Annotated in this window: 26 protein-coding genes; 17 read left to right on the top strand and 9 right to left on the bottom strand. The window is 52.8% G+C overall.

The window, feature by feature from the left end; genetic code table 11:
• Positions 1–232 precede the first annotated feature (232 nt).
• The 4 genes from efeB to putP all read right to left on the bottom strand — a co-directional run bounded on the left by efeB (position 233) and on the right by putP (position 5,331).
• The gene (efeB, locus tag EC843_RS15670; RefSeq protein WP_121813920.1) at positions 233–1,516 is read right to left on the bottom strand and encodes an iron uptake transporter deferrochelatase/peroxidase subunit; all 1,284 of its coding nucleotides are present in this window, start codon (positions 1,514–1,516) and stop codon (positions 233–235) included.
• A 5-nt stretch (positions 1,517–1,521) separates the two neighbouring features.
• Complete coding sequence (gene efeO / locus EC843_RS15665; protein WP_064548039.1) at positions 1,522–2,646, bottom strand: iron uptake system protein EfeO; 1,125 nt, start codon at positions 2,644–2,646, stop codon at positions 1,522–1,524.
• Between the two features lie 62 nt (positions 2,647–2,708).
• Positions 2,709–3,542 (bottom strand): iron uptake transporter permease EfeU, encoded by an 834-nt coding sequence (gene efeU / locus EC843_RS15660; protein WP_064548041.1) that lies wholly within the window; start codon positions 3,540–3,542, stop codon positions 2,709–2,711.
• A gap of 280 nt (positions 3,543–3,822) precedes the next feature.
• Positions 3,823–5,331, bottom strand: coding sequence for a sodium/proline symporter PutP (gene putP, locus EC843_RS15655; protein ID WP_064548043.1), 1,509 nt, complete (start codon positions 5,329–5,331; stop codon positions 3,823–3,825).
• 378 nt (positions 5,332–5,709) lie between these two features.
• Here putP and putA point away from each other — a divergent pair, with 378 nt between their 5' ends.
• Both putA and EC843_RS15645 read left to right on the top strand, forming a co-directional pair.
• Positions 5,710–9,669, top strand: a complete 3,960-nt coding sequence (gene putA, locus EC843_RS15650) for a trifunctional transcriptional regulator/proline dehydrogenase/L-glutamate gamma-semialdehyde dehydrogenase (RefSeq protein ID WP_133522547.1) — start codon at positions 5,710–5,712, stop codon at positions 9,667–9,669.
• 100 nt (positions 9,670–9,769) lie between these two features.
• Positions 9,770–10,168 (top strand): lysozyme inhibitor LprI family protein, encoded by a 399-nt coding sequence (locus EC843_RS15645; protein WP_121813922.1) that lies wholly within the window; start codon positions 9,770–9,772, stop codon positions 10,166–10,168.
• Here EC843_RS15645 and rutR read toward each other — a convergent pair.
• The gene (rutR, locus tag EC843_RS15640) at positions 10,165–10,809 is read right to left on the bottom strand and encodes an HTH-type transcriptional regulator RutR (protein ID WP_064548050.1); all 645 of its coding nucleotides are present in this window, start codon (positions 10,807–10,809) and stop codon (positions 10,165–10,167) included. The two genes, EC843_RS15645 and rutR, sit on opposite strands and share 4 nt — an antisense overlap.
• Positions 10,810–11,192: 383 nt before the next feature.
• Between rutR and rutA the strand changes: the two genes are divergently transcribed.
• From rutA to rutG, 7 genes are read left to right on the top strand one after another with little or no spacing between them, the layout of a single operon-like run.
• The gene (gene rutA, locus EC843_RS15635) at positions 11,193–12,284 is read left to right on the top strand and encodes a pyrimidine utilization protein A (protein WP_133522546.1); all 1,092 of its coding nucleotides are present in this window, start codon (positions 11,193–11,195) and stop codon (positions 12,282–12,284) included.
• Positions 12,284–12,982, top strand: coding sequence for a pyrimidine utilization protein B (gene rutB, locus EC843_RS15630; protein WP_064548053.1), 699 nt, complete (start codon positions 12,284–12,286; stop codon positions 12,980–12,982). Before rutA ends, rutB begins: the two co-directional genes overlap by 1 nt.
• 14 nt (positions 12,983–12,996) lie before the next feature.
• Positions 12,997–13,383 (top strand): pyrimidine utilization protein C, encoded by a 387-nt coding sequence (gene rutC, locus EC843_RS15625; RefSeq protein ID WP_133522545.1) that lies wholly within the window; start codon positions 12,997–12,999, stop codon positions 13,381–13,383.
• 3 nt (positions 13,384–13,386) lie between these two features.
• Complete coding sequence (gene rutD / locus EC843_RS15620; protein WP_064548057.1) at positions 13,387–14,199, top strand: pyrimidine utilization protein D; 813 nt, start codon at positions 13,387–13,389, stop codon at positions 14,197–14,199.
• Positions 14,196–14,786 (top strand): malonic semialdehyde reductase, encoded by a 591-nt coding sequence (locus tag EC843_RS15615; RefSeq protein ID WP_064548059.1) that lies wholly within the window; start codon positions 14,196–14,198, stop codon positions 14,784–14,786. The genes rutD and EC843_RS15615 overlap by 4 nt, the downstream gene beginning before the upstream one ends.
• A gap of 3 nt (positions 14,787–14,789) precedes the next feature.
• Complete coding sequence (gene rutF / locus EC843_RS15610) at positions 14,790–15,284, top strand: NADH-dependent FMN reductase RutF (protein ID WP_064548061.1); 495 nt, start codon at positions 14,790–14,792, stop codon at positions 15,282–15,284.
• 28 nt (positions 15,285–15,312) lie between these two features.
• Positions 15,313–16,641: a pyrimidine utilization transport protein G gene (gene rutG / locus EC843_RS15605; protein ID WP_133522544.1), complete on the top strand. Its 1,329-nt coding sequence runs from the start codon at positions 15,313–15,315 to the stop codon at positions 16,639–16,641.
• 5 nt (positions 16,642–16,646) lie between these two features.
• Here rutG and EC843_RS15600 read toward each other — a convergent pair whose 3' ends face one another.
• Both EC843_RS15600 and EC843_RS15595 read right to left on the bottom strand, forming a co-directional pair.
• Complete coding sequence (locus tag EC843_RS15600) at positions 16,647–17,573, bottom strand: DMT family transporter (RefSeq protein WP_064548065.1); 927 nt, start codon at positions 17,571–17,573, stop codon at positions 16,647–16,649.
• 177 nt (positions 17,574–17,750) lie between these two features.
• The gene (locus tag EC843_RS15595) at positions 17,751–17,927 is read right to left on the bottom strand and encodes a general stress protein (protein ID WP_034456279.1); all 177 of its coding nucleotides are present in this window, start codon (positions 17,925–17,927) and stop codon (positions 17,751–17,753) included.
• 390 nt (positions 17,928–18,317) lie between these two features.
• Here EC843_RS15595 and wrbA point away from each other — a divergent pair, with 390 nt between their 5' ends.
• Both wrbA and EC843_RS15585 read left to right on the top strand, forming a co-directional pair.
• Positions 18,318–18,914, top strand: a complete 597-nt coding sequence (wrbA, locus tag EC843_RS15590; RefSeq protein ID WP_133522543.1) for an NAD(P)H:quinone oxidoreductase — start codon at positions 18,318–18,320, stop codon at positions 18,912–18,914.
• An 11-nt stretch (positions 18,915–18,925) separates the two neighbouring features.
• Positions 18,926–19,153, top strand: coding sequence for a YccJ family protein (locus EC843_RS15585; protein WP_064548069.1), 228 nt, complete (start codon positions 18,926–18,928; stop codon positions 19,151–19,153).
• A gap of 39 nt (positions 19,154–19,192) precedes the next feature.
• On the opposite strand, the gene agp is transcribed toward EC843_RS15585, so the two are convergent.
• A complete protein-coding gene (agp, locus tag EC843_RS15580) occupies positions 19,193–20,443 on the bottom strand; it encodes a bifunctional glucose-1-phosphatase/inositol phosphatase (protein ID WP_064548071.1) in 1,251 nt (416 codons plus the stop codon).
• Positions 20,444–20,615: 172 nt separating this feature from the next.
• Between agp and EC843_RS15575 the strand changes: the two genes are divergently transcribed.
• The 6 genes from EC843_RS15575 to citG (EC843_RS15555) all read left to right on the top strand — a co-directional run bounded on the left by EC843_RS15575 (position 20,616) and on the right by citG (EC843_RS15555) (position 24,484).
• Positions 20,616–21,077, top strand: a complete 462-nt coding sequence (locus EC843_RS15575; RefSeq protein ID WP_133522542.1) for a helix-turn-helix domain-containing protein — start codon at positions 20,616–20,618, stop codon at positions 21,075–21,077.
• Positions 21,078–21,300: 223 nt separating this feature from the next.
• Positions 21,301–22,095: an SDR family oxidoreductase gene (locus EC843_RS15570; protein WP_133522541.1), complete on the top strand. Its 795-nt coding sequence runs from the start codon at positions 21,301–21,303 to the stop codon at positions 22,093–22,095.
• A gap of 137 nt (positions 22,096–22,232) precedes the next feature.
• On the top strand, positions 22,233–22,382 hold the full coding sequence (locus EC843_RS24570) for a hypothetical protein (protein ID WP_157092961.1): 150 nt from the start codon (positions 22,233–22,235) through the stop codon (positions 22,380–22,382).
• Positions 22,383–22,593: 211 nt separating this feature from the next.
• Complete coding sequence (locus EC843_RS15565; RefSeq protein ID WP_064548077.1) at positions 22,594–22,836, top strand: hypothetical protein; 243 nt, start codon at positions 22,594–22,596, stop codon at positions 22,834–22,836.
• Between the two features lie 276 nt (positions 22,837–23,112).
• Entirely contained in the window at positions 23,113–23,652 is a 540-nt protein-coding gene (gene citX / locus EC843_RS15560) for a citrate lyase holo-[acyl-carrier protein] synthase (protein WP_133522540.1), read from the top strand.
• Positions 23,630–24,484, top strand: a complete 855-nt coding sequence (citG, locus tag EC843_RS15555; protein ID WP_133522539.1) for a triphosphoribosyl-dephospho-CoA synthase CitG — start codon at positions 23,630–23,632, stop codon at positions 24,482–24,484. Before citX ends, citG (EC843_RS15555) begins: the two co-directional genes overlap by 23 nt.
• Positions 24,485–24,563: 79 nt before the next feature.
• Here citG (EC843_RS15555) and citG (EC843_RS15550) read toward each other — a convergent pair whose 3' ends face one another.
• Positions 24,564–25,469, bottom strand: a complete 906-nt coding sequence (gene citG / locus EC843_RS15550; protein ID WP_133522538.1) for a triphosphoribosyl-dephospho-CoA synthase CitG — start codon at positions 25,467–25,469, stop codon at positions 24,564–24,566.
• Positions 25,470–25,530 lie beyond the last annotated feature (61 nt).

Raw genomic sequence — 25,530 nt, 5'->3', positions numbered from 1 at the left:
TTATTTGCCGGGAGTCCGGGTTCTTAGGGTGGCGACGGTGGCCACCCTAAGACGTTCACCGGTTCCGTGGCGACATAAATACACTCTCGCCTGGTGAACGGAACCTGCTCCGGATCGGCAGGGACCGCCCTTCAAAGATGTGTATCACAGACAGCAAGAGAGGGAGAGCACCAGACAGTCCCTTCTCCCTCAGGGAGAAGGTTAGGATGAGGGTGGTTTCAACATCACCAAACTATGCCTCCAACAACCCCTGCCCTAAATAATGCTGACTATCCTTAACGCCAGGCAAAACAAAGAAGTAACCGCCGCCAATCGGCTTCACATACTCCTCCAGCGCCTCGCCATTCAGACGTTGTTGCACCGCCAGAAAACCTTTCTCAAGGTCGTGCTGGAAGCAGACAAACAACAATCCCATATCCAGCTGGCCTGATTTGGAAACGCCCAACGAATAACTGTAACCGCGACGCATCATCAGGTTTGATTGGGTTTCTTTGGTGCGCGGATTTGCCAGACGAATATGTGCATCCAGCGCAATCACGTTACCGTCAGGGTCGGCGGCATAGTCAGGCTCGTCATGCTCGTTTTTCATACCGAGCGGTGCACCACTGTGTTTATCGCGACCAAAAATAGTTTGCTGCTCTTTAAGCGGCGTTCTGTCCCAGAACTCAACATGGAACTGAATGATGCGTACCGCCTGATAGCTGCCGCCCACCGCCCATGCTGGTTCCTGCTGGTTGCCCGTCACCCAAACAACTTCATCCATCAGCGGTTTATTGCCGCTGTCTGGATTGGCGGTTCCATCTTTAAATCCCAGCAAGTTGATCGGCGTTTCTTTACCGCGGCTACGCGCGGCGTGACTGGAGATAAACCCTTCACGCTTCCAGCGCACGCTGAGCAAATCTGGCGTGTGCTTGATGATGTCGCGCAATGCGTGGATAACCGTATCTGCGGTATTCGCGCAAATCTGGATAAGCAAATCACCATGACACAAGCTGGCGTCCAGCGAGTCGTTAGCAAAGCGTTCCATTTTTTGCAGTTTTGTTGGCTTCAGCCCTTTCAGGCCAAAGCGTTCATCAAACAGTGACGTCCCCGCCGACAACGTGAAAGTCAGGTTGTCAGGGTAAATTTCGGCACCGAGGATCCCGGAGTCCATGGGTGGCATCCGCGGATTCGGGGTGTCCGGTGCCGGGCCGCCAGTGGTCAGGAAATCGAAACGCGCAGACAGCAATTTGAACAAACGTTCAAGCTCAGCTTTATCACTTGCCAGCACATCAAAAGCCACCAGCATCATCGCCGCTTGCTGTGGCGTCAGCACGCCTGCCTGATGCACTCCGTAGAACGGTTGTTTTTCCATGCGCGCGTCAGGCGGCAGCGTGCCGGGAGAAGTTTCCGGTTTTGCCGCATGTGCCACAGGGCAACCACCCGCAACGGCAAGGGCGCCACCAAGCGCGCCCAAACCTTTCAGTAACCGACGGCGCGCCGGAAGGTGGCCGCCGTGTTTGCTATTTTCATCCATAAAACTTAATCCAGACCCAGTACGCCACGCAGTTGTGACAAATCTTCAGCCAGCGCCGTGACCGGCCCTTTCAGTGCATTACGGTCAGCGTCGGTCAACTTGTCGTAAGTCTCAAAACCGTCTTTGGTGCGATATTTCGCCAGGATGGCGTCAACTTTCTTGAAGTTGGCATCCACTTTCGCCAGCAACGGTGCGTTATCTTTCACTAGTAAAGGACGCAGCAAGTTGACGATTTTCTGTGCACCATCGACGTTAGCCTGGAAATCCCACAGATCAGTGTGGCTGTAACGGTCTTCTTCTCCACTGATTTTGCTGGCAGCGACTTCTTCAATCAGGCCCGCTGCACCACCAACCACTTTACCTGGTGGGAAGGCCAGTTCAGAGATGCGGGTTTGCAGATCCAGCACGTCGCTATTGAGCTGATCGGCATATTTTTCCATGCCTTTGGTGGAGTTATCACCAAACAGTGCTTTTTCCAGACGGTGGAAACCGGTGAATTTCGGGTCGTTAGCTTTCTGCTCATAATCGTCTTCACGGGCATCGATGCTGCCGTCCAGATCGGAGAACAGTTCGGCAATCGGTTCGATACGTTCGTAATACTGACGGGTTGGTGCATACAAGGATTTAGCTTTTTCTATGTCACCGGCTTTCACTGCGTCAGTAAAGGCTTTGGTACCTTTAACCAGTTCGGCCACTTGGGCAGTGACGTAGGTTTTATATTCGGTAATCGGGCCGGATAACGCCATCAGGTCGTTTTTCGGTGCGGCCTGGTCGCCAGCAGCTTTAACGATAAGTTTGCCTTTCGGGTTGCTGAGCAGGCCGCAAGTCATGTCGTACTCACCGGCTTGCAGGTTGGCCGTCATTTTCTGAGAGAAGCCCGGCGCGATGTTCTCACGCTCTTCGACTACCATCACCCCTTTGAGGATTTCCCACTCCAGCGCTTTCTGGCTGTTGTTCTGAATAATGAACTGGGTTTTACCGGCGTTAACCGTAATGTTCATCGGTTCGCACTGTTTATCAGTAACGGTGACTTTTACCTGAGGAACATCGGCAGCTTGCACCGCAAAGGCTGAAGAGGCAAGCGCAAACAACGCAGCATGCAGGGCTTTTCGACGAAAATGTGTAGTCATGGCCAATCCCTTTAAAACATCAGTATGTTGTAACTAAGAGGCGATTTCTCGCCACAATATTATTAACGAACGCTATTTGTCGCCTGGCTACCCAGACGTGGGGGAATGAAGAACAGTACCAGCGCGGGAATCAGGTAAATAAAGTACATCGCCACTTCGCTGACGCTCGGCGCTTCCTGATAACCAAAAATGCCCTCAAGCAGCGTGCCGGTCAGGGAATGCGTTGAAAGAACATTACTCAGGTCGAAAGCGATATCCTGGAAATGGTTCCAAAGCCCGGCTTCATGGAATGCACGAACCGCACCCGCAGCAAGACCGGCGGCGACCAGTAAAATAAACAAGCTGGTCCATTTGAAGAACACGGCAAGATTCAGGCGTATGCCGCCCCAATAAAGCAAGAAGCCCAGCACGATGGCGGTGCCAAGACCGAGCATCGCACCAAGTGGCGGCATAATGCCGACGTCCTGCTGGAATGCCGCCAGCAGAAAGAACACCGATTCCAGCCCTTCGCGGGCGACGGCGAAGAACACCATCATAATCAACGCCCAGCCGTGGCTGCCTTTGCTATGCAGCGCTTCATCGACCTTCTGCTCCAGCTGCCCTTTGACGTTGCGCGATACTTTGCGCATCCAGAACACCATCCAGGTCAGGATGAATACGGCGATGACGGCGACAATGCCTTCAAACATCTCTTGTTCTTTTTGCGGGAATTCGCCGGTCGTTTCGTTGATGAAGATGCCTAAGCCTAAGCAAAGCGCTGCGGCTGCAACCACCCCAATCCACATGACGCCAATCCACTGACCGCGTTGTGTGCGCTTCAGATAGCTGGCTATCAAACTGACAATCAACGCGGCTTCCAGCCCTTCGCGTAACATAATGAGAAACGGAACGAACATTCCTGACACTCCAACTGTGAACTCAGGTCAAAAGACGTAAAGAAAAGTAAAACCAGAACGATTGTGATTATCATTACCATAAAAATAAACACAAGCAGAGAATTTGAATTTTTGTGTATAGCTGTAAAAAAGGCCGCTATTAGCGGCCTTCCAGATTGCTGGCAAAGGGTGATAAACGTGTTTTGTAGGGCGGATAAGCGTTAGCGTCATCCACCGTTTGCGCGCGTTGTGTCGGATGACGCTGCGCTTATCCAACCTACGAAGAGGTTTGTCAGCAGAATTACTCGACCTGTAACTTTGACGGTGGAGCGGTGTGATAAATCTCATCCGCTTGTGCAAAGCGTTTTTGCATCGATGTACTTGGCGCTTTGCCAAGCAGGCTAACAACCACAATACCGATGCTGCCGAAGATGAAACCAGGAATGATTTCGTACAGACCCAACCAGCCAAACTGCTTCCAGACGATGACGGTCAAGGCACCGATGATCATCCCTGCAAGCGCGCCATTACGCGTCATGCGTGACCACATGACCGAGAACAGCACAACCGGGCCAAACGCGGCACCGAAGCCTGCCCAGGCGTAACTCACCAGACCAAGAACGCGGTTTTCAGGGTTAGCCGCCAGTGCGATGGCAATCAGAGCAACCAGTAGCACCATGAAACGCCCTACCCACACCAGCTCTTTCTGCCCGGCATCTTTACGGAAGAAGGCTTTATACAAGTCTTCAGTAATGGCGCTGGAACATACCAACAACTGGCAGCTCAGCGTAGACATCACCGCCGCTAAAATCGCTGACAACAAGATGCCTGCAATCCATGGGTTAAACAGTAATTGCGCCAGCTCGATGAACACACGCTCGCCGTTCTGGTTAACAGAGCCTGCCAATGACGGGTTGTTGTTGAAATAAGCGATACCGAAGAAGCCCACCGCACACGCACCCGCCAGGCACAGCACCATCCACGTCATACTGATGCGACGCGCTTTGACGATGGTGTGATGTGAATCTGCCGCCATGAAACGCGCCAGAATATGTGGCTGGCCGAAGTAACCCAGGCCCCAGCCCATCAGCGAGATAATCGCCACAAAGTTCAGGCCTTTGAGCATATCGACGTTTTCAATACTTTTTTGCTTGATAACCGCCATTGAATCGTCAAAGCCGCCCACTGCGATAACCACCATCACCGGTGTCAGGATCAGCGCAAAAATCATCAGGCTAGCCTGCACGGTATCGGTCCAGCTCACTGCCAGGAACCCGCCCACGAAGGTATAAATGATGGTTGCCGCTGCACCCGCCCACAGTGCGGTTTCATAGCTCATGCCAAAGGTGCTTTCGAACAGACGAGCCCCCGCCACGATGCCAGATGCACAATAGATAGTGAAGAACAGCAGGATAACCAACGCTGAGATAATACGCAGGATGCGGCTTTTATCTTCAAAACGTCCGGTGAAATAATCAGGCAGCGTCAGTGCGTTGTTGTTCACCTCGGTGTGAACACGTAAACGTCCGGCGACCAGTTTCCAGTTGATATACGCGCCAACCGTCAGGCCGATGGCAATCCAGCTTTCTGAAATACCAGAAAGGAAGATGGCGCCAGGCAGCCCCATCAACAACCAACCGCTCATATCGGATGCGCCCGCTGACAACGCCGTGACCACGCTTCCCAGGCTACGACCGCCCAGAATGTAGTCGTCAAAATTCTTGGTAGAACGCCAGGCGATAAACCCTATCAATATCATGCCAAAGATATAGATAAAGAAAGTCACCAGCATTGGTGTGCTCATGGTCATGCAGATCTCCAAATTTTTATCCATGCCGGAACGCAGCACGGGGATATAGTCATTTTTATTCGCAAGCGTTTTAACACACTATTCACAATAAATTCACCGTACAAAAAATAGCTTTTTGCAGGAGGTTGCACTCGCTCACGCTTTTTACGGTTGCACCTATGGAAAGTGTTAACTATGTCGGTAATTTCGCCCTGTCAGCAAATGATTAGCCAGACAACTTCCTTATTTCTTATTTAACAATTCACTCTTTTTTCAGCTTGCTATCTGGCTCACATTTAACAAGGTTGCATAAAGTTGCAACATGATAGATATTGCCGGATAACTTCTATCAACCCTATATGTACTCACCCGATTAATAACGGGTAAACAGGAGCACTAATGGCCACCACCATGGGCGTCAAACTCGACGACGCAACCCGCGAGCGCATCAAAGAAGCCGCATCACGTATTGACCGCACACCGCACTGGCTAATTAAACAGGCGATTTTTAATTATCTGGAACGTCTCGAAAATAATGACGAATTACCAGAACTGCCGGCCCTGTTAGCGGGTGCAGCAAACGAAAGTGATGAAGCCGCTCCGCACGTTGACGAGGCGCACCAACCGTTCCTCGATTTCGCTGAACAAATTCTGCCGCAATCGGTTACCCGTGCCGCCATTACTGCCGCATGGCGTCGTCCAGAAACCGACGCGGTGCCGATGATTCTGGAACAGGCTCGCCTGCCGCAAGCTATCGCCGAACAAACTCATAAACTGGCTTATCAACTGGCCGAAAAACTGCGCAATCAGAAGAGCGCCTCTGGTCGGGCGGGCATGGTACAAGGTTTGCTGCAAGAATTCTCGCTTTCCTCGCAAGAAGGTGTGGCGCTAATGTGTCTGGCCGAAGCGTTGCTGCGTATCCCGGATAAAGCCACGCGTGATGCGTTAATTCGCGACAAAATCAGCAACGGCAACTGGCATTCGCATATTGGCCGTAGCCCGTCGCTATTTGTCAACGCCGCCACCTGGGGTTTGCTGTTTACCGGCAAACTGGTGTCCACCCACAATGAAGCCAGTCTGTCGACCTCCCTGAACCGCATCATCGGGAAAAGCGGTGAACCGCTGATCCGTAAAGGTGTGGACATGGCGATGCGTTTAATGGGCGAGCAGTTTGTCACCGGCGAAACCATTGCCGAGGCGCTTGCCAACGCCCGCAAACTGGAAGAAAAAGGTTTCCGCTACTCCTACGATATGTTGGGTGAAGCGGCATTAACCGCCGCCGATGCGCAGGCTTACATGGTTTCTTACCAGCAAGCGATTCACGCGATTGGCAAAGCTTCTAATGGCCGTGGCATTTATGAAGGCCCGGGCATCTCAATCAAACTTTCTGCGCTGCATCCGCGCTATAGCCGCGCGCAGTATGACCGCGTGATGGAAGAGTTATACCCACGTCTGAAATCTCTGACGCTGCTGGCTCGCCAGTATGACGTGGGGATTAACATCGATGCGGAAGAAGCCGACCGTCTGGAGATCTCCCTCGACCTGTTGGAAAAACTCTGTTTCGAACCGGAACTGGCAGGCTGGAACGGCATCGGCTTCGTCATTCAGGCCTACCAAAAGCGCTGCCCGTTTGTCATTGACTACCTGGTTGACCTCGCTTCCCGTAGCCGTCGCCGCCTGATGATCCGCCTGGTGAAAGGCGCATATTGGGACAGCGAAATCAAACGCGCACAAATGGACGGGCTGGAAGGCTATCCGGTATATACGCGTAAGGTTTACACCGATATTTCCTACCTCGCCTGCGCCAAAAAGCTGTTGGCAGTGCCGAATCTGATTTACCCGCAGTTCGCCACACACAACGCGCACACCCTGGCGGCAATCTACAACCTGGCCGGGCAAAACTATTACCCAGGCCAGTATGAATTCCAGTGCCTGCACGGCATGGGCGAACCGCTTTATGATCAAGTGGTCGGCAAAGTTGCCGATGGCAAACTGAACCGCCCTTGCCGCATTTATGCACCGGTCGGCACCCATGAAACGCTGCTGGCTTACCTGGTGCGCCGCCTGTTAGAAAACGGTGCCAACACCTCGTTTGTTAACCGTATTGCCGACAACACCTTGCCGCTCGACGAACTGGTTGCCGACCCGGTAACCGCTATCGAAGCTATCGCGGCAAAAGAAGGTCAGCTTGGCTTGCCACATCCAAAAATTGCCACGCCAAAAGAGTTGTATGGCGCAGGTCGCACCAACTCCAGCGGCCTGGACCTGGCGAACGAACATCGTCTGGCGTCACTCTCCTCTGCCCTGCTCAATAGCGCAGCCCAGAAGTGGCAAGCGCTGCCAATGTTAGAACATGCCGTTGCGGCGGGCGACATGGTGGCCGTGAAGAACCCGGCAGAGCCGACTGACATCGTCGGTTTCACTCGCGAAGCCACGCCAGAAGAAGTTTCTCAGGCGCTGGAAAGTGCGGTGAACAACGCGCCAATCTGGTTCGCCACCCCGCCACAAGAACGCGCCGCGATTCTTGAACGTGCAGCCGTGATGATGGAAGGCCAGATGCAGCAATTGATTGGCATTCTGGTGCGCGAAGCTGGCAAAACCTTCAGCAACGCGATTGCTGAAGTGCGCGAAGCGGTGGATTTCCTGCACTATTACGCCGGTCAGGTGCGCGATGATTTCGATAACGAAACCCACCGTCCGCTCGGCCCGGTGGTCTGTATCAGCCCATGGAACTTCCCACTGGCCATCTTTAGCGGCCAGATTGCTGCCGCCCTTGCCGCGGGTAACAGCGTGCTGGCAAAACCGGCTGAACAAACTCCTCTGATTGCTGCGCAAGGCGTTGCCATTCTGCTGGAAGCTGGTGTGCCTGCGGGCGTGCTGCAATTGCTGCCAGGCCGTGGTGAAACGGTTGGCGCACAGTTGACAGGCGATCCGCGTGTCCGTGGCGTGATGTTTACCGGTTCCACCGAAGTCGCGACACTGCTGCAACGCAACATTGCTGACCGTCTGGACCCGCAAGGTCGCCCAACACCGCTGATTGCTGAAACTGGTGGTCTCAACGCGATGATCGTCGATTCTTCGGCGCTCACCGAGCAAGTCGTGGTTGATGTGCTGGCCTCGGCATTTGATAGCGCCGGACAGCGTTGTTCTGCATTGCGCGTGTTGTGTATTCAGGAGGATGTTGCCGAGCACACGCTGCAAATGCTGCGCGGTGCGATGGCGGAATGCCGCATGGGCAACCCAGGCCGCCTGACGACCGACATCGGCCCGGTTATCGACGCCGAAGCGAAAGAGAATATCGAGCAGCATATCCAGACGCTGCGCAGCAAAGGCCGCAAAGTATTCCAGGCGGTGCGTGATAACAACGTGGATGCGAAAGAGTGGCAAAGCGGTACGTTCGTTGCGCCAACATTGATTGAGCTGGAAAGCTTCGACGAGATGCAAAAAGAAGTGTTTGGCCCGGTGTTGCACGTGGTGCGTTACAACCGCAGCAACCTCGAAGCATTGATTAAGCAAATCAATGCTGCCGGATATGGCCTGACGCTGGGTGTGCATACCCGTATCGATGAAACCATCGCTCAGGTGACCGGTTCAGCGCATGTCGGCAATATGTATGTGAACCGCAATATGGTCGGTGCGGTGGTCGGCGTGCAGCCATTCGGCGGCGAAGGTTTATCTGGCACTGGACCGAAAGCCGGTGGCCCGCTGTATCTGTACCGCCTGCTGGCGAACCGCCCGGACAATGCGCTGCAAACGACGTTTAATCGCCAGGATGCTGAATTGCCGGTGGATACCACGCTGAAGGCCAGCTTGCAGGAATCCCATCAGGCACTAACGCAATGGGCGGCCAACAAAGGTGAATTGCCAGCCGTGTGCGAACGTTTCGCGCAACTTGCGCAAAGCGGCACGCTGCGCCAATTGCCGGGGCCAACCGGTGAACGCAACACCTACGCCTTAATGCCACGTGAGCGCATATTGTGTATCGCCGATAACGAGCAAGATGCGCTAGTGCAACTGGCGGCGGTGACTAGTGTTGGTAGCCGTGCACTATGGGCCGATGACAAGCTGCATCGTGAACTGGCAAAAGCCCTGCCTGCGCGGGTGCAAAAGCACATCGATTTTGCCAAAGAAGATGCCCTGCTCGGCCAGCTGTTTGATGCGGTGATTTACCACGGTGATTCCGACCAGTTGCGTGCGCTATGCGAAAAAGTCGCGGCCCGCAATGGGGCGATTGTTTCGGTGCAAGGCTTTGCGCGCGGAGAAACCAATCTGTTGCTGGAACGTTTGTACGTTGAGCGTTCGCTGAGCGTGAACACCGCAGCCGCCGGTGGTAATGCCAGTCTGATGACAATCGGCTAAGGTTTCACTAAGCTTTCGGGAATAATTTGTATGGCCTTGTAGGGTGGAAAAGCGATAGCGCCATCCATCCTATAAAGGCCTTTTTCTTCGAGGAATGATGATGAAACGCGTTTGTTTACTGATTACGGGATTGCTGCTGAGCGCTAACGTACTGGCTGACAGTTGCGATAACGAAACATCTCAGGCCGGGCTGAATGAGTGTTATGGCAAAGAATTTAAGAAGCAGGATGATTTGCTCAACCACGCTTATCAGCAGGCGATGAAACTCGCCACCGACACCCAGAAAACACAGTTAAAAGCAGCGCAAAATGCGTGGATTGCTTTTCGCGATGCCGATTGCGCGTTTTTAACTTCAGGGGCTGATGGCGCATCTGTCGCGCCAATGGTGCACGCCCAGTGTATGACTGACAAAACCCGCGAGCGCACTGAGCTGCTGAAAAGCACGCTGCAATGCGAAGAAGGCGATGTCAGCTGTGTTTTCCATTCAAGCCCGAATTAACGCACCCGAATCCCTTCAATAATCATCCGCTGCACGTTCTCGACCGTGCGGCGGAAAAATTCTTCGTCTTGTAAATTGCTCCCTGCCACCGCTTCAACCTGGCTGGCAAAGTCGGCGTAGTGTTGCGTCGTCGCCCACAGCATGAAAATCAGATGGTGTGGATCAACCGCCGCCAGTTTCCCGCTTTCTACCCAACCGGCAATGATCGCCGATTTATCATCGACCAGCGACTTCAAATCGCCGCTCAACTCTGCTTTCAACAACGGCGCACCTTGCAACATTTCCAGGCAGAACAAGCGTGAGGCTTGCGGATAATCACGGGAAACTTCCAGCTTCAAACGGATATATTCGCCGATCGCCACCAGCGGCTGTAAATCTTCACGAAAGGCGCGCAACGGGGCGAGCCAGATATCCAGAATCTGTTTAAGCACCGCAACATAGAGCGCTTCTTTTGAGGGGTAATAATAGAGAAGGTTAGTTTTAGAAACTTCAGCTCGTTCCGCCACCTGTTCGATACTGGTGCCGTGAATGCCGTATTGTGAGAAAAACTCCAGCCCTGCCGCCAGAATAGCCTGCTTTTTCGCCGCTACTGCGCGAACACGCCGCCCGGTCTCTTTCGTTGCTGCCGCACCTTGTGCCATGCGCTCTCTCCATGCCGTTTTGCCCGACAGCATAACAAAACCTATCTGCGACAACGATCAGTTTGCACGTCATTTGCACCCTGAAAGCGCAATGGCGCCTGTTTTTTGTGCACTCATTTTGACCAAACAGTCTGATTTTAACGCATCAAAAATAGAAACCTATTTTCAACATTATGATAACAAACAATTTTACCAACCTGGCATCCGGCTTGCAAAGACACAAATGACAAATCAATACCCATTAGCATTCTAGTTGCAGCAAGGCGTCAAGGACGATTGTCCCCAGGAGCTTACTTGAGTTAGTGACTGGGGCGAACGTCTGCAGCCAACGCCGCTGCGGCTTGAAGGATGATGGGTATACCACCTGTGATGAGAGGCCTGAGATGAAAATTGGTGTATTCGTCCCTATCGGTAACAACGGCTGGTTAATTTCCACTACCGCGCCGCAATACATGCCCACTTTTGAGCTGAACAAAGCGATTGTGCAACAGGCGGAGTACTACGATTTCGACTTTGCCCTCTCGATGATCAAGCTGCGTGGTTTTGGCGGCAAAACAGAATTCTGGGATCACAACCTGGAGTCGTTCAGCCTGATGGCTGGTCTTGCTGCCGTCACCTCACGCATTCAAATCTATGCTACCGCCGCCACGCTGACGTTGCCCCCCGCCATTGTGGCGCGAATGGCATCGACCATTGACTCCATTGCCCCAGGCCGTTTTGGCATCAATCTGGTGACCGGCTGGCAAAAACCAGAATACGAGCAAATGGGGATCTGGCCGGGTGACGAATACTTCGCACGTCGCTACGACTACCTTGCCGAATACGCTACGGTGCTGCGTGATTTGTGGGGAACCGGACACAGCGATTTAAAAGGCGAGTTCTTCACTATGAATGACTGCCGTTTAAGCCCGCGCCCGGCCAAAGCGGTAAAAATGATCTGTGCCGGACAAAGTGACGCCGGAATGGCGTTCTCTGCCGAATACGCTGACTACAACTTCTGCTTTGGCAAAGGTGTCAATACGCCGACCGCTTTCGCCCCCACCGCCGCACGCATGGTTGAAGCCGCCGAAAAAACCGGTCGCGAAGTCGGTTCCTACGTGCTGTTTATGATTATTGCCGATGAAACCGACGAAGCCGCACGCGCCAGGTGGGAACACTACAAAGCCGGGGCTGACGAAGAAGCGCTGGCGTGGTTAACCGAACAAAGCCAGAAAGACACCCGTTCTGGTGCTGACACCAACGTGCGCCAGATGGCGGATCCCACCTCGGCGGTGAATATCAATATGGGCACCTTAGTGGGTTCTTACGCCACCGTTGCCCGACTGCTGGATGAAGTGGCCACCGTGCCAGGCGCAGAAGGAGTCTTACTGACTTTCGATGATTTTTTAGTGGGCATCGAAGCGTTTGGTGAAAAAATCCAGCCGCTAATGCAGTCGCGCGCTCACCTTTCACCTTCAACGCGTGAGGTGGCGTGATGAGGAAAATAACGCTCGAGGCGCGCCCCGAAGCGATGAGTTTCAGCGTTGAACAAACCGCGCTGATCGTCGTCGATATGCAAAACGCCTATGCCAGCAAAGGCGGTTATCTCGACTTAGCCGGATTTGATGTTTCGGCTACCCAACCGGTGATTGAAAATATCAAAACCGCCGTGGCCGCCGCGCGCCAGGCGGGCATGCTGATTGTCTGGTTCCAGAACGGCTGGGACAGCGAATACGTTGAAGCGGGCGGGCCTGGCTCGCCTAACTTCCATAAATCTAACGCACTGAAAACCATGCGTAAGCAACCAGAACTACAGGGAACACTGCTGGCAAAAGGCAGCTGGGATTACCAACTGGTGGATGAACTGGTGCCGCAGGCGGGCGACATTGTGTTACCCAAACCTCGTTACAGCGGTTTCTTTAACACGCCATTGGATAGCCTGCTGCGCTCACGCGGCATTCGCCACCTGGTCTTTACTGGTATCGCCACCAATGTCTGCGTGGAATCGACGCTACGCGACGGCTTTTTCCTTGAATATTTTGGTGTGGTACTCGCCGATGCCACCCACCAGGCGGGGCCAGCTTTTGCGCAGCAGGCCGCATTATTCAATATCGAAACGTTCTTTGGATGGGTCAGCGACGTCGGCACATTTTGCCAGGCATTGCAGCCACAATCCCTTGCCCGAATTGCCTGAACAGGAGAAAAACGATGCCGAAATCAGTGATTATCCCCCCAGCAACCAGCACGCCTATCGCCCCGTTTGTACCCGGTACGCTGGCTGATGGTGTGGTGTATGTTTCCGGCACCCTGCCGTTCGATAAGCAGAATAATGTGGTGTATGTCGGTGATGCCAAAGCCCAAACCCGCCATGTGCTGGAAACCATTAAGTCAGTGATTGAAACCGCTGGCGGCACCATGGATGACGTGACGTTTAATTCGATTTTTATTACTGACTGGACGAATTACGCCGCCATCAACGAAGTGTATGCCGAGTTTTTCCCCGGCGACAAACCAGCACGATTTTGTATCCAGTGTGGTCTGGTCAAACCGGACGCACTGGTCGAAATCGCCACCGTCGCCCATGTAGGGAAATAGCCTATGCAGATTGAACTGGCTCGCGCGCCCTTCCCTGGCGCGCCTGTATTACTGCTGGTTGCCGGGCTGGGAGGCAGCGGCAGTTACTGGCTACCACAACGTGCGGCACTGGCCGAGCACTACCAACTGGTGGTGTATGACCAGCGCGGTACGGGGGCCAATCAGCAACCGCTACCTGCTGATTACTCGCTTGCGGATATGGCGCAGGAGATCCACAGCGCCATGTTGCATCACGGCATCGAACATTACTGCGTACTCGGGCATGCATTGGGCGGGCTGGTTGCCATGCAGCTGGCACTGGATTACCCGACTGCTATTGATGCACTGGCGGTGATCAACGGCTGGTTGCAGCTCAACGCCCACACGCGGCGCTGTTTTGCAGTGCGTGAAACGCTGCTGCGCGATAGCGGCCCCGCCGCCTATTTGCAGGCTCAACCGCTGTTTCTCTATCCGGCAGACTGGATGGCCGCCCATCAACCACAACTGGAAGCTGAAGAAGCCCTGCACAACGCACATTTTCAGGGGCAAGAGAACCTCACCCGCCGCCTGAATGCGTTAAAAACCGCCGATTTTTACACCACCGCCGCCAACATCCGTCAGCCAGTGCTGGTGATTTGTTCCCGCGACGACTTGCTGGTGCCGTGGAATTGCTCGCAGCAGTTGCATCATGCGCTGCCGCATAGCGTGCTGGAAATCCTGCCGTGGGGCGGGCATGCCTGCAACGTCACCGCCGCCAGTGAATTTAACCCGATGCTGATTGCGGCACTTGCCGCGCTGCTCACCACCGAATCCGCTTCGCATAAGGAAATTGTATGACTCAAGCCATCACCTCCGAAGCACTGGAAACCTTGTTCACTGGCGCACGAACCCACAGCGCGTGGCTCGATAAACCGGTGAGCGATACCCAACTTAGCGAAATTTACCATCTGCTGCGGCTTGGCCCGACGTCCGCCAACTGCTCGCCCGCGCGCTTTTTGTTTGTGCGCAGCAGTGATGCCAAAGCCCGCCTGAAACCGGCGTTGTCATCAGGCAATATCGACAAAACCATGAGTGCCCCCGTTACCGCCATCGTGGCGTGGGACCCGGCATTCTATGAGCAGTTGCCCACACTGTTCCCTTACGCCGATGCCCGCGCGTGGTTTACCTCAAGCCCGGAACTGGCTGAAGAAACCGCCTTTCGTAACAGCTCGATGCAGGCGGCGTACCTGATTGCCGCCTGTCGTGCGCTCGGTTTAGACACCGGGCCGATGTCTGGCTTTGAGCGTGAAAAGGTCGATGCGGAATTTTTTAGCGCGAACGGCTGGAAAAGCAATTTGCTGATTAACATCGGTTATGGCGACCTGGGGAAAGCCCATACCCGCTTGCCACGTTTAGCCTTTGACACGGCCTGTAGCCTGGCCTGAGGAATGAATATGGTCGAAAAACAAGTCTTTCGCGATGCGATGTCTTGCCTGGGGGCAGCGGTGAATATCGTCACCACCGATGGCCCGGCGGGACGCGCCGGATTTACCGCCTCGGCGGTGTGCAGCGTTACCGACGACCCGCCGACGCTGCTGGTTTGTCTTAACCGTAGCGCCTCCGTGTGGCCCATTTTCAGCCGCAACCAGGCGTTGTGCGTCAACACATTAGCCGCCGGACATGAAGCCCTCTCAAATTTATTTGGCGGCAAAACGGCCATGACCGAGCGTTTCTCCGCTGCTCGCTGGCACCACGGTGCCACTGGCTGCCCGCAGTTGGAAGGGGCCATTGTCTCGTTCGACTGCCGCATCAGCCAGGTGGTGGGGGTCGGCACTCATGACATTTTATTTTGCGAATTAGTGGCTCTTGAACGTAACGACGATACCCATGGCCTGGTGTGGTTTGACCGTGGCTACCACCAACTGATGCGGCCTGCCTGTTAGCCGAAACAACACTCTGCTGGAGAGACTTATGGCGAATACCTGGTTTCCAAAATGGCATAAAAAATCTGCGGTAACGGAAGGCGGTGTCATAGCCCCCGATGAAACTCTGCCGCTCGGCCAGACGCTGGTGATGGGCGTGCAGCACGCGGTGGCGATGTTTGGTGCCACGGTGTTAATGCCACTGTTAATGGGGCTTGATCCTAATTTGTCGATTTTGATGTCGGGCGTCGGTACCCTACTGTTCTTCCTGGTGACCGGTGGACGGGTGCCGAGTTATTTAGGTTCAAGTGCCGCGTTTGTCGGCGTGGTGATTGCGGTCACCGGGTTTAATGGCCAGGGGCTGAACCCACATTTGAGCGTGGCACTCGGCGGTATTATCGCCTGTGGACTGGTGTACACCTTAATTGGTTTTGTGGTGATGAAAGCCGGAACACGCTGGATTGAACGGTTAATGCCGCCAGTGGTGACCGGTGCAGTAGTGATGGCAATCGGCCTGAATCTGGCGCCAATTGCCGTGCGCGGCGTGTCGGCCAGCAGTTTTGATAGCTGGATGGCGGTCATGACAGTGCTGTGCATCGGCCTGGTGGCAGTGTTTACGCGCGGCATGATTCAGCGCCTGCTGATACTGATTGGCTTGATCCTCGCTTGCGTCATTTACGCGGTGCTGGCAAATGGTTTTGGCTTCGGCAAACCGGTGGATTTTGCGTTGCTCAGTCGTGCTGCCTGGTTTGGCATACCGCAAATCACCACACCAACATTTAACGCGCAGGCGATGATGTTGATTGCGCCCGTGGCGGTGATTTTGGTCGCAGAAAACCTCGGCCATTTAAAAGCCGTCGCCGGAATGACGGGGAAAAATATGGACCCGTATATTGGCAAAGCGTTTGTTGGCGATGGCCTGGCGACTATGCTTTCAGGTTCGGTGGGTGGTAGCGGCGTGACCACCTACGCGGAGAATATCGGCGTGATGGCGGTGACCAAAGTCTACTCAACACTGGTGTTTGTCGCCGCCTCTGGCATCGCCATGTTACTGGGTTTCTCGCCAAAGTTTGGCGCGTTGATTCACACCATTCCCGCAGCGGTTATCGGTGGGGCATCCATCGTGGTGTTTGGTTTGATTGCCGTGGCGGGTGCCAGAATTTGGGTACAGCATCACGTTGATTTAAGCCAGAACGGCAACTTGATTATGGTGGCAGTGACACTGGTTTTAGGCGCGGGCGATTTTGCCTTAACGCTGGGAGGCTTCACGTTAGGTGGCATCGGGACGGCGACGTTTGGCGCCATTATTCTTAATGCCATTTTGAGCCGCCGCCCACAGATTGTCAGCGACAGCGCCGCACTGCCTCAGGATTCCTGACGTTGTCATTCATTCTCAGGCACCGCCAGCGGTGCCGCTTTCTTACGCTGAAGCTTGCGCTTGAGTTTCAGCTCACTAACCAGAACGCCCAGCACAATCAACGCGCCGCCCAGTAACGCCAGCACCGGTAATCGCTCGCCGGCTAAGCGCCCAAAAATCCCCGCCCATACTGGCTCGCCGGTATAAATAACCGTTGCGCGAGTCGGCGAAACGCTGCGCTGTGCCCAGTTCATTGTCACCTGAATAATGGCGCTGAATATCCCCAGCCCTAACGCAATCACCAGCAGACCAGGCGTGAAGGCAGGCACGCTTTCGCCCGCCGGGATCATGGTGGCAAACGCAACAATGGAGGCAGTGGCAAGCTGCACAATAGTTACGCGTTTTATGTCGACTTTACCGGCCCAGGCGCTAATCAGGATAATTTCAGCGGCAATCGCCAGCGCGCTGATTAGCGTGATGATTTCACCGGCTCCCAGCGTGAGCGACGTGCCGTCTGGCCCGGCGAGGAAAATCAGGCCGATAAAGGCAAGCCCAACACCAATCCAGGACATCATTCCCGGCATTTTACCCAGACAAATCCATTGCAACACCGGCACTAACGGAACATACATCGCAGTGATAAAGGCCGATTTGCTGCTGGGAATGCTCTGCAGACCCCAGGTCTGCATGCTGTAACCGATAGCAATCGAAATACCAATAAACACCCCAGCTTTCACTTCAAGCCAGGTCAGTCCGCGTAACGTTTTCAACGACAGTAGCGCCACTGCCAGCGCTGCGGTGGCAAAGCGTAGACCGACAAAGAAGAACGGCCCACTCAGCGTCATGGCGTATTGCACCGCAAGAAACGTCCCACCCCAGAACATGGTGATGAGGATCAAAATGGCTTCTTGAGGTTTGATAGCAAGCGAGTAACGGCGCAATAAAGCAGACATGGAAATACCAGGAAATTCGAGCGTGACAAAGAAGGTCACTAGTTTGCGTGCAGGCGTTATGTGCTGCAATGGGAGTGGGAAAATAAAAACCGCCGGTCATAACCGGCGGTGGGGATGGCAATCAGCTATCTAAGAGGGAAAACAGATAACTTAGCGAATTGCGAAAGCCTGGCAGATTTACTTGCTGCTGCCTTTGCCGTGACTATTTTTGCCCCCTTTTTGGCCTGCTTCTGAGGCGCGTTGCGGGTCATTCTTGAAGTTCCCGCCACTATGCTGGCCACCTTTACGACCTGCTTCTGATGCTCTTTCACGGTCTTCAGCGAAATTACCTGAACCACCACGATGGTTTGCCATTTCTAACCTCCAGATTGGTGAAATAGTTAAGTCATCATATTGCATTCAGTCAAAGAGTAATCTTTCACCGCGCGGCTTCAAATGGACAACGTATTACCTGCCGCGTGGGGATAAGCTTAGTGCAGACTGGGTAATTCACCAGTTAACCGTAATATTTTGCAACATGTCATCGCCGGAATGGGTGATTTTTCAGCCGCTCAATCCATAAGATATTCTTATTTTTAATGAAATAGTCACCATATGAAAATGTGACGTAATGCGACATTCCTCCCGTTTGCATCGCAGATTGTTAAAGATCAACTAATTGGCACTCCGGTTTGCAGTTCCTGCCACAGCACATATCTTTAATTCAGTGCAGCAAACGCTGCGTCAAGACAGGAGTGATGCGAAATGGTTAAAGTTCTGGTGCTTTATTATTCAATGTATGGACACATCGAAACCATGGCACAAGCAGTGGCAGAGGGTGCGCAGAAAGTTGATGGTGCGGAAGTGACGGTAAAACGCGTCCCGGAAACCATGTCAGGAGAGGCTTTCTTAAAGGCTGGGGGTAAAACGCAACATGCTCCGCAAGCCACCCCACAAGAGCTTGCCGATTACGATGCTATCATTTTTGGCACCCCTACCCGCTTTGGCAATATGTCCGGCCAGATGCGCACCTTCCTCGATCAGACCGGCGGCCTTTGGGCATCAGGGGGTCTGCACGGCAAGCTTGCCAGCGTATTTAGCTCGACTGGCACCGGCGGCGGCCAGGAACACACCATTTCATCCACATGGACAACTCTTGCGCATCACGGGATGGTGATTGTCCCAATCGGTTACGCTGCGCAAGAATTGTTTGATGTTTCGCAGGTTCGCGGCGGTACGCCATATGGTGCCACAACGATTGCCGGTGCTGACGGTTCGCGCCAGCCAAGCCAGGAAGAGCTGTCGATTGCGCGTTACCAGGGCGAATACGTGGCAGGTTTAGCAGTTAAATTAAATGGTTAATGGAGGAGAACATGCAGAATCAACAATCCAAAGTTCATCATGTAGGTGAATGGGCCAGTTTGAGAAACACATCTCCTGAAATAGCAGAGGCTATTTTCGAAGTGGCAAAATACGACGAAAAAATGGCTGAGAAAATTTGGGAAAATGGTAGCGACGAGGTGCTGTCGCTGGCATTTGAAAGAACAGATAAAGACTCGCTGTTTTGGGGCGAGCAAACCATCGAGCGCAAGAACGTGTAGCCAGATTCCCCCGCTGGTGCGGGGGAGTTTATCCCTGATCTATTTCACCTGATTGACACTCTGCGCCAACACCTCAGTAAATTTATCCCACGGGCAAAAACCATTCGCATCCGTCGGGCAACCATTGAGTTGCAGCGTCACACGCTGTGGCGGTTGTTGCAGGCTTAACACCTCGGCTTTGCGTAATTGCTCGCTACTTTGATACACGTATTCCACCTTCATCAAATCACGATTGGTGTTGGCATCGTGCCAACGCTGGAACATGATTTTCCCACCAATAGGCGTGCGTTCATATTGTCCAGGCAATTGATAAGGTTTGAAATCCAGTGCCGTTAGCATGGAGGCAATATTAGAGTCATGCCCCACCAGCAAGGTGATTTTTGGCCCTTTTGCCGCCGAACCGGTGAAGGCTTTCTCGATATATTTAATCAACGGTGCCGCCACGTTGCGCGCGACTTGTGGTGAGGTAAACAAAGTATCCTGATAGCCATTTTTCAGCTGTGATAATACTCGCCATTGTTCAGCCGTTTTAATTTGCCCCCAGGCAACGTTATCCAGCGGGAAGCCTTCGTAATATTGCAGGGTAAAGGCATCAACTAGTGAATTACCCACTTTTAGCGGGCCACTCACACCCGGTTCTTCCTTCACATTGGCGCTAAATTTATCTTTCTCGGCGGTCAAATCGCACTGCTGTTTTTCTTTACAAGCCGGAGAGTCTTTGAAGCCGACGATCTGCTCAAGAAGCTGATAGCTGTCGTTAAGTTTGTAGTGCTCGCGTTGGGTTTCCATCGCCTGCAAGGCGGCTTGTTTAAATTCCGGCGAATCATTGGTAATGACAGGATTAAAGGTCGGGTCCATGGTGCCCATTTTTTCCTGATGATGGACAGGAATATCACAACCAGGAAACGCCCCCGTGATAAAGAACTGCGCAGTAGCAACAGTACGCTGCAAGCTGTTAGCGTAAGCGTAGACGCTTTGTGGCGTTGGGCATTCGCCGCTTTTCACGAGTTCCTGCTCCGCCAGCCACTCGCGCATGTAATGCCCCATATACACTTCCAGCACGCCGCCTTTGGTGGTCAGCTGGCCGCCAGGAACATCCCATTGCGGCCAGGATTGCGCGGTGGACTGCTCCAGTACGCTGCCATTATTCGCCAGCGGTGCCCGCAAGTTATGGCGGCTCATTAATAACACTTGCTGGAGTTGGTAACCCTGCGGGGGAGTTTCGGCTTGCGCCAACGCAGGAGCGAAATAAGCCATTGCCAGTAAAACCGCTATCGTTTTTTTATTCATCCCTTAATCCTCAAGATGTTATTACACAAAAGCGCAGCATTCATTTTGGCAGAAAAAACCCAAATCGCCTTATGAGCCGATCGCAAAATGGGCAATGAAGAAAGGAAAACTACTCAGCCCAGAAAATAGGTTTTATAATAAAACTATCTGGCTGTTTGCCAATGGAGGATTTATGAAACGCAAAAGTATGGAAGGCAGTATCTGTCCGGTTGCCCGCTCGCTGGATATTATTGGCGACTGGTGGTCGCTGCTTATCGTGCGCGATGCTTTAAATGGCCTGACACGTTTTGGTGAGTTCCAGAAAAACCTCGGTATCGCCAAAAATATGCTCACCCAACGGCTTAAACAACTCGTGGAGCAGGATATTTTGACCATGCGCCCGGCCGCTGACGGCAGCGCGTGGCATGAATATGTGTTGACGGAAAAGGGCCGTGCGCTGCAAACCGTGCTGGTCGCTCTGGCGCAATGGGGTGGCGATTATCTGTTTGATAGCCACGAAAAATGCAGTGTGCTGGTTGATGATGAACTCCATCAACCGCTGCGCAAATTGATGCTGCAAGCGCAGGATGGCCGTGTGCTGACACCCGCCGAGGTGGTTGCCCAGCGCCCGGATGTTGCGGTAGAGCCAACATAATGTCGAAAGACGCGGCATTTATCCGACCTGCCTGGGATGGATTAGCGTAAGCGACATCCACCACTTCCCTTTTATTATCAATCTCTTAATCCTCCTGTAAGCATTCAATCTAATGCAGAAATAAAAAAAGACACGTAATTTGGTTGCATTATGAAACCACTCAAACTATTTTTAATGTAGTTTCATTATGAAACCAACTTACTTTCACCGACGAGGATTTACCATGAGCACTTCACCTTCTGTTGCAGTTATTACCGGCGCATCTTCTGGCATTGGCGCGGTTTATGCAGAGCGCTTCGCCGCTCGCGGATACGATCTGTTGTTGGTTGCGCGCCGCGAAGATCGCTTGCGTGAACTGGCCAGCAAACTGGAAGCCTTGCATGGGATTTCCGTTCAAACACTCCCCGCAGACCTTGCAGATGAAAGCGGTATTCAGGCAGTGGAAGAAGCGTTCCGCAGTAACGAACGCATAGAAATATTGGTTAATAATGCCGGAACCGCGCATATCGCGCCGTTTACCGCCGGCAGCGCCGAGTTACATCAGGCGGACATTATGTTGAATATCACCGCGTTGACCCGCCTGAGCCTCGCCGCACTCGCCCGTTTTCAGGCACAAGATAGCGGCACCATTATTAACGTCGCGTCGGTGGTTTCATTGCATGCTCGCGCGGGTAGCGCGGTGTATAGCGGCACCAAAGGTTATGTGTTGAATTTCACCCGTGCTTTGCAAGAAGAAGTCGCTGGAAGTAACGTGCGTGTTCAGGCCATGTTGCCAGCAATAACCGCAACGGAAATTTGGGATGTCTCTGGTGTATCAATGGAAGACCTGCCACCTGCTGCCATCATGACCGGCGAAAACCTGGTTGATGCTGCATTAGTGGGGCTGGATAAAGGTGAAGCGGTGACGATCCCTGCGCTACACGATTTAACTCTTTGGGAAACTTACGAAAAAGCTCGTCTGGCTATTTTCGAAAGCTGTCTGACCGGCGTTCCCGCTCCGCGTTATCAGAAAAAATAAGCCCAAATGGCGGGATTCGTCCCGCTGTTTTGCCTACCTGATGTTTTGAATAATTGTGTAAAAGTCAGCTCGTTTAATTGAGGTTCAACAGCGATTGATATAATTAGTAACAACATTCACTGTTGCCAAAAAATGTCATGAAAATGTTTAATTACTCTGCTATCGCTGCACTGACGCTGATCCTGATGTTTTGGGGTGCACTCCTGCTTGATACCAACAACATTCTCCATCACCTTTCAGACACTATGCACATGATTGAGAACATGCTGAAAGTAGACTTCGATTAATCCCCCTCGACGTAAACGTTTTACTTCAGCATCTTGCTAACCCCCTTCTGGCTTTTCTCAATTCAATGGCTATTACGTTTTTTATTAAATGAATTAGTTGCAGCAAGCGGCTCTCTTTTTGATGAAAATACCTCCCTGCCAAAACGGAAATATCAATTTTTGCATTTTGAATCCCCGTACTGGCGCGATTCACCGATATTGAGGATTTACCATGAAAAAATCTCTATGGATGCTGCTTGCGTGTACCACTCTGATGACCGCTATTCCTGCACAGGCAACCGAGCAGGCCGGCCAACGCCGTGACGCGCGTGATTTGCGCCAGGACGTTCGCCAGGAATCACGCGAAGTTAAACAAGATTGCCGTAATGGTGTGTTCGGTAATGCCGATTGCCGCCAGGACCACCGCGAGAATAAGCAAGACGGTCGTGATGCCGCTCGCGATGTGAAGTACTGATTTCCTACCCGCACCGATTGAGTATTTATCGCAATGGCTAAGGTTTAGCCATTGCGAAGTCCATACGTTATTCACCATCAAATTGCTTGTATGTCCCCCTTCTCAAACATCCTTTCCCCCGCTGATTTAGCCACAGAAAATTAACCACATAAAAATCATAGAAGCCTTTAAATCAACAGGTTAAACCTGCTAAAACTCACATTCAAAAACAATGTTATCTCTTAGGCTGTGCAGTAAAACTAACGCAGTTATCGCTCACTAAGAGGTGCCGATACCATGATTAAAACACAGGTGGAAAAACACGGAGTCACGCTGGAAGATCTGCTTGAAGCTAAGGAACGCAGGGGGCGGCGGCAGCAAGACTGGCTGGCGAGATACCAACAACCGGTTATCTCGCTAACACTTGTGACACCCGGCCCTGTAAAAGACAACATCCGTTACCGTAACTGTATGGCAGTGGCATTACAGGCTTGCGATCAACTTTTGTGGCAGCGCCGCTGGCACGTGTTGAACCGCCAGGTGCTTTGGATGCCGACGGGGGCGGAAGCATTATGGGCTGTAGCGCATCCGGCGTCAGAACTGAAAGCATTGATGGTGAATCTGGAGCAGAGCCATTTGCTCGGGCGATTGTGGGATGTTGACGTCATCTGTCCCGAACAGGGTCCGGTAGGACGGCACGCCCTAGCACTCGCTGGGCGAAGCTGTTTAGTTTGCGACGAGCCAGCCCATGTGTGTGCACGCGCGCAAAACCATCCTTTAGTTGAAGTCACGCAACGTGTAGAGGAGCTGCTTGATGGCTGGTTTGCCAGGGATTGAGGCTCCAGAAGTTACCGTATTACCTCAAGTCGATATTTGCCGATTAGCACAGCAGGCACTATGGGACGAAGTTTGGCTAACACCAAAACCCGGCCTGGTGGATAGCGCCAATAATGGTTCACATTGCGATATGGATCTGGCTCTGTTTCTCAAGAGCATCACCGCCATTGCGCCATGGTTCAGCGCCTTTCGCACATTAGGGATTGAGCATTCTGGCCGCCCAGCAAAAGAATTACTAAACCTGATTCGCCCAACGGGCATCGCCTGTGAACAAGCAATGTACCAGGCTACTTGGGGAGTGAATACTCATAAAGGCGGCGTCTTTTCGCTCGGCCTATTGTGTACTGCTGCCGGGCGGCTGGAAGGTAAAAAAGCGGCAATCACCGCGTCGTCATTATGCGAAACAGTCAGTGAGATATGCGCGGGTCTGGTGGAGCGTGAACTGATTAACTCCTGCAAATCGGCGACTGTTGGCGAACGTTTATATCAGCAATTTGGTTTAACTGGCGCACGCGGTGAAGCTGAAAGTGGTTTTATGACCGTACGCGAGCATGTCTTGCCTTACTGGTTTGAAGAGTCCAATTTACCGCGTCGTTTGCTGAATGCATTACTGCGGCTGATGGCACATAACCCTGACACCAATCTTGTCTCGCGTGGTGGTCTTGCCGGGTTGCAGTATGTGCAGCGTTACGCCATGCGTTTACTGCATCAGGGATGGACAATTGAGGATATTCGCGAGATGGATGCAAACTTGATTGCGCGTAACCTTAGCCCTGGGGGCAGCGCAGATTTACTGGCGGTAAGCTACATACTGGCAAACGTCAGTACCTAATCGATGATGTCATTATGATGTGGCAGGCTACAACGCATTATCTCATGCCGCAGTGGCCTGCAGTATCCTTCTTCTCCATCTAGTTTATAAATATTGGGCCAGCCGGAAACTGACTCAGAAACCAGGTCACTGCCAGTAAATCCGCACTGCCAAGGGGGCTCAGGTTGCGTTCGATCAACTCATCATCCAACTTTTGCAGCTCTTCAATTCCACCTTCAGCCAGCACACCACCTCGCCAAAGTAAGTATTGCGCCTGCTGTTGCACAAAGTACAAGCCCTCCAGCCCACCACGAGAAACCAGGTGAGAATCGTCGTTCCACGCCATAAGATGCAGCAGGGTTTGTAAGAGCGCCAGTTGAGTATCACCCGTCTGGTGAATCACTCGCTGAAAAGTCGGCAACGCCAGTGTGCGTACCGTGCGAAAACCGCTTTCTGCCTCACCACGCGCACCGGTAAACCCATAACGCAAAAACTGAGTTTCACTTTTTCCAGGTTTCCCTGTTTTTGAGGCCAGTTCCCGCTCGACCAGGTTACGGCATAATCTTGCGACCTGATGACATAAGCGAGTGTGTTCAATTGGCTGGTTTTGCGCCGTCAATCGCCCAATCGCCGCGCTTAATAAACCAAATGCAAATACCGCTCCGCGATGAGTATTCACTTCACCGTTCACCTGAAGAATATCCGTTTCACAGGCGATACCCACGGGCCGTAGCATCATTAATACTTGCTGCGGTTTAAGGGCTGCGCTATCGTGTCCCATCACGAAAAATTTCTTTATCCATGGCATCATCATCTGGACTCCGGCTTTATAGCTCGTCAGATTGACCTCCTGATGTGACCCCGTATTACGAATGTCCAACAGCCCTGGCTTAGGGGTTAAATGCGCGCTTTTAAGTAGCGCTTGTCTGACTAAATTCACCACTTCTTCGGCTCGCATGTTTTCACTGGCGTACTGGCATATTTCAACGTGGCTGGCTTCACTCATCACTTCAATTCTCCTTTGCGGGGATGTAGATCGCCGTCAACATCAGGTCTGACAGCGATCT

It is taken from the genome of Buttiauxella sp. JUb87 (assembly GCF_004361975.1).
In the GTDB taxonomy this organism is placed as follows: Bacteria; Pseudomonadota; Gammaproteobacteria; order Enterobacterales; family Enterobacteriaceae; genus Buttiauxella; species Buttiauxella ferragutiae.
Note: the sequence above shows the minus strand (reverse complement) of the source record. Positions and strands in the feature narration are given on the sequence as shown.

Excerpts from the sequence above, each read along its gene's own strand:
- rutC (WP_133522545.1), top strand. The coding sequence starts at position 12,997 with ATGCCGAAATCAGTGATTATCCCCCCAGCAACCAGCACGCCTATCGCC.
- putA (WP_133522547.1), top strand. The coding sequence starts at position 5,710 with ATGGCCACCACCATGGGCGTCAAACTCGACGACGCAACCCGCGAGCGC.
- rutG (WP_133522544.1), top strand. The coding sequence starts at position 15,313 with ATGGCGAATACCTGGTTTCCAAAATGGCATAAAAAATCTGCGGTAACG.
- efeU (WP_064548041.1), bottom strand. The coding sequence starts at position 3,542 with ATGTTCGTTCCGTTTCTCATTATGTTACGCGAAGGGCTGGAAGCCGCG.
- efeO (WP_064548039.1), bottom strand. The coding sequence starts at position 2,646 with ATGACTACACATTTTCGTCGAAAAGCCCTGCATGCTGCGTTGTTTGCG.
- agp (WP_064548071.1), bottom strand. The coding sequence starts at position 20,443 with ATGAATAAAAAAACGATAGCGGTTTTACTGGCAATGGCTTATTTCGCT.
- rutF (WP_064548061.1), top strand. The coding sequence starts at position 14,790 with ATGAATATGGTCGAAAAACAAGTCTTTCGCGATGCGATGTCTTGCCTG.
- citG (WP_133522539.1), top strand. The coding sequence starts at position 23,630 with ATGGCTGGTTTGCCAGGGATTGAGGCTCCAGAAGTTACCGTATTACCT.
- EC843_RS15585 (WP_064548069.1), top strand. The coding sequence starts at position 18,926 with ATGCAGAATCAACAATCCAAAGTTCATCATGTAGGTGAATGGGCCAGT.
- EC843_RS15595 (WP_034456279.1), bottom strand. The coding sequence starts at position 17,927 with ATGGCAAACCATCGTGGTGGTTCAGGTAATTTCGCTGAAGACCGTGAA.
- EC843_RS15615 (WP_064548059.1), top strand. The coding sequence starts at position 14,196 with ATGACTCAAGCCATCACCTCCGAAGCACTGGAAACCTTGTTCACTGGC.
- EC843_RS15645 (WP_121813922.1), top strand. The coding sequence starts at position 9,770 with ATGAAACGCGTTTGTTTACTGATTACGGGATTGCTGCTGAGCGCTAAC.
- EC843_RS24570 (WP_157092961.1), top strand. The coding sequence starts at position 22,233 with ATGAAAATGTTTAATTACTCTGCTATCGCTGCACTGACGCTGATCCTG.
- EC843_RS15570 (WP_133522541.1), top strand. The coding sequence starts at position 21,301 with ATGAGCACTTCACCTTCTGTTGCAGTTATTACCGGCGCATCTTCTGGC.
- rutD (WP_064548057.1), top strand. The coding sequence starts at position 13,387 with ATGCAGATTGAACTGGCTCGCGCGCCCTTCCCTGGCGCGCCTGTATTA.
- citX (WP_133522540.1), top strand. The coding sequence starts at position 23,113 with ATGATTAAAACACAGGTGGAAAAACACGGAGTCACGCTGGAAGATCTG.
- rutA (WP_133522546.1), top strand. The coding sequence starts at position 11,193 with ATGAAAATTGGTGTATTCGTCCCTATCGGTAACAACGGCTGGTTAATT.
- EC843_RS15565 (WP_064548077.1), top strand. The coding sequence starts at position 22,594 with ATGAAAAAATCTCTATGGATGCTGCTTGCGTGTACCACTCTGATGACC.
- rutB (WP_064548053.1), top strand. The coding sequence starts at position 12,284 with ATGAGGAAAATAACGCTCGAGGCGCGCCCCGAAGCGATGAGTTTCAGC.
- wrbA (WP_133522543.1), top strand. The coding sequence starts at position 18,318 with ATGGTTAAAGTTCTGGTGCTTTATTATTCAATGTATGGACACATCGAA.
- EC843_RS15600 (WP_064548065.1), bottom strand. The coding sequence starts at position 17,573 with ATGTCTGCTTTATTGCGCCGTTACTCGCTTGCTATCAAACCTCAAGAA.
- rutR (WP_064548050.1), bottom strand. The coding sequence starts at position 10,809 with ATGGCACAAGGTGCGGCAGCAACGAAAGAGACCGGGCGGCGTGTTCGC.
- EC843_RS15575 (WP_133522542.1), top strand. The coding sequence starts at position 20,616 with ATGAAACGCAAAAGTATGGAAGGCAGTATCTGTCCGGTTGCCCGCTCG.
- citG (WP_133522538.1), bottom strand. The coding sequence starts at position 25,469 with ATGAGTGAAGCCAGCCACGTTGAAATATGCCAGTACGCCAGTGAAAAC.
- putP (WP_064548043.1), bottom strand. The coding sequence starts at position 5,331 with ATGACCATGAGCACACCAATGCTGGTGACTTTCTTTATCTATATCTTT.
- efeB (WP_121813920.1), bottom strand. The coding sequence starts at position 1,516 with ATGGATGAAAATAGCAAACACGGCGGCCACCTTCCGGCGCGCCGTCGG.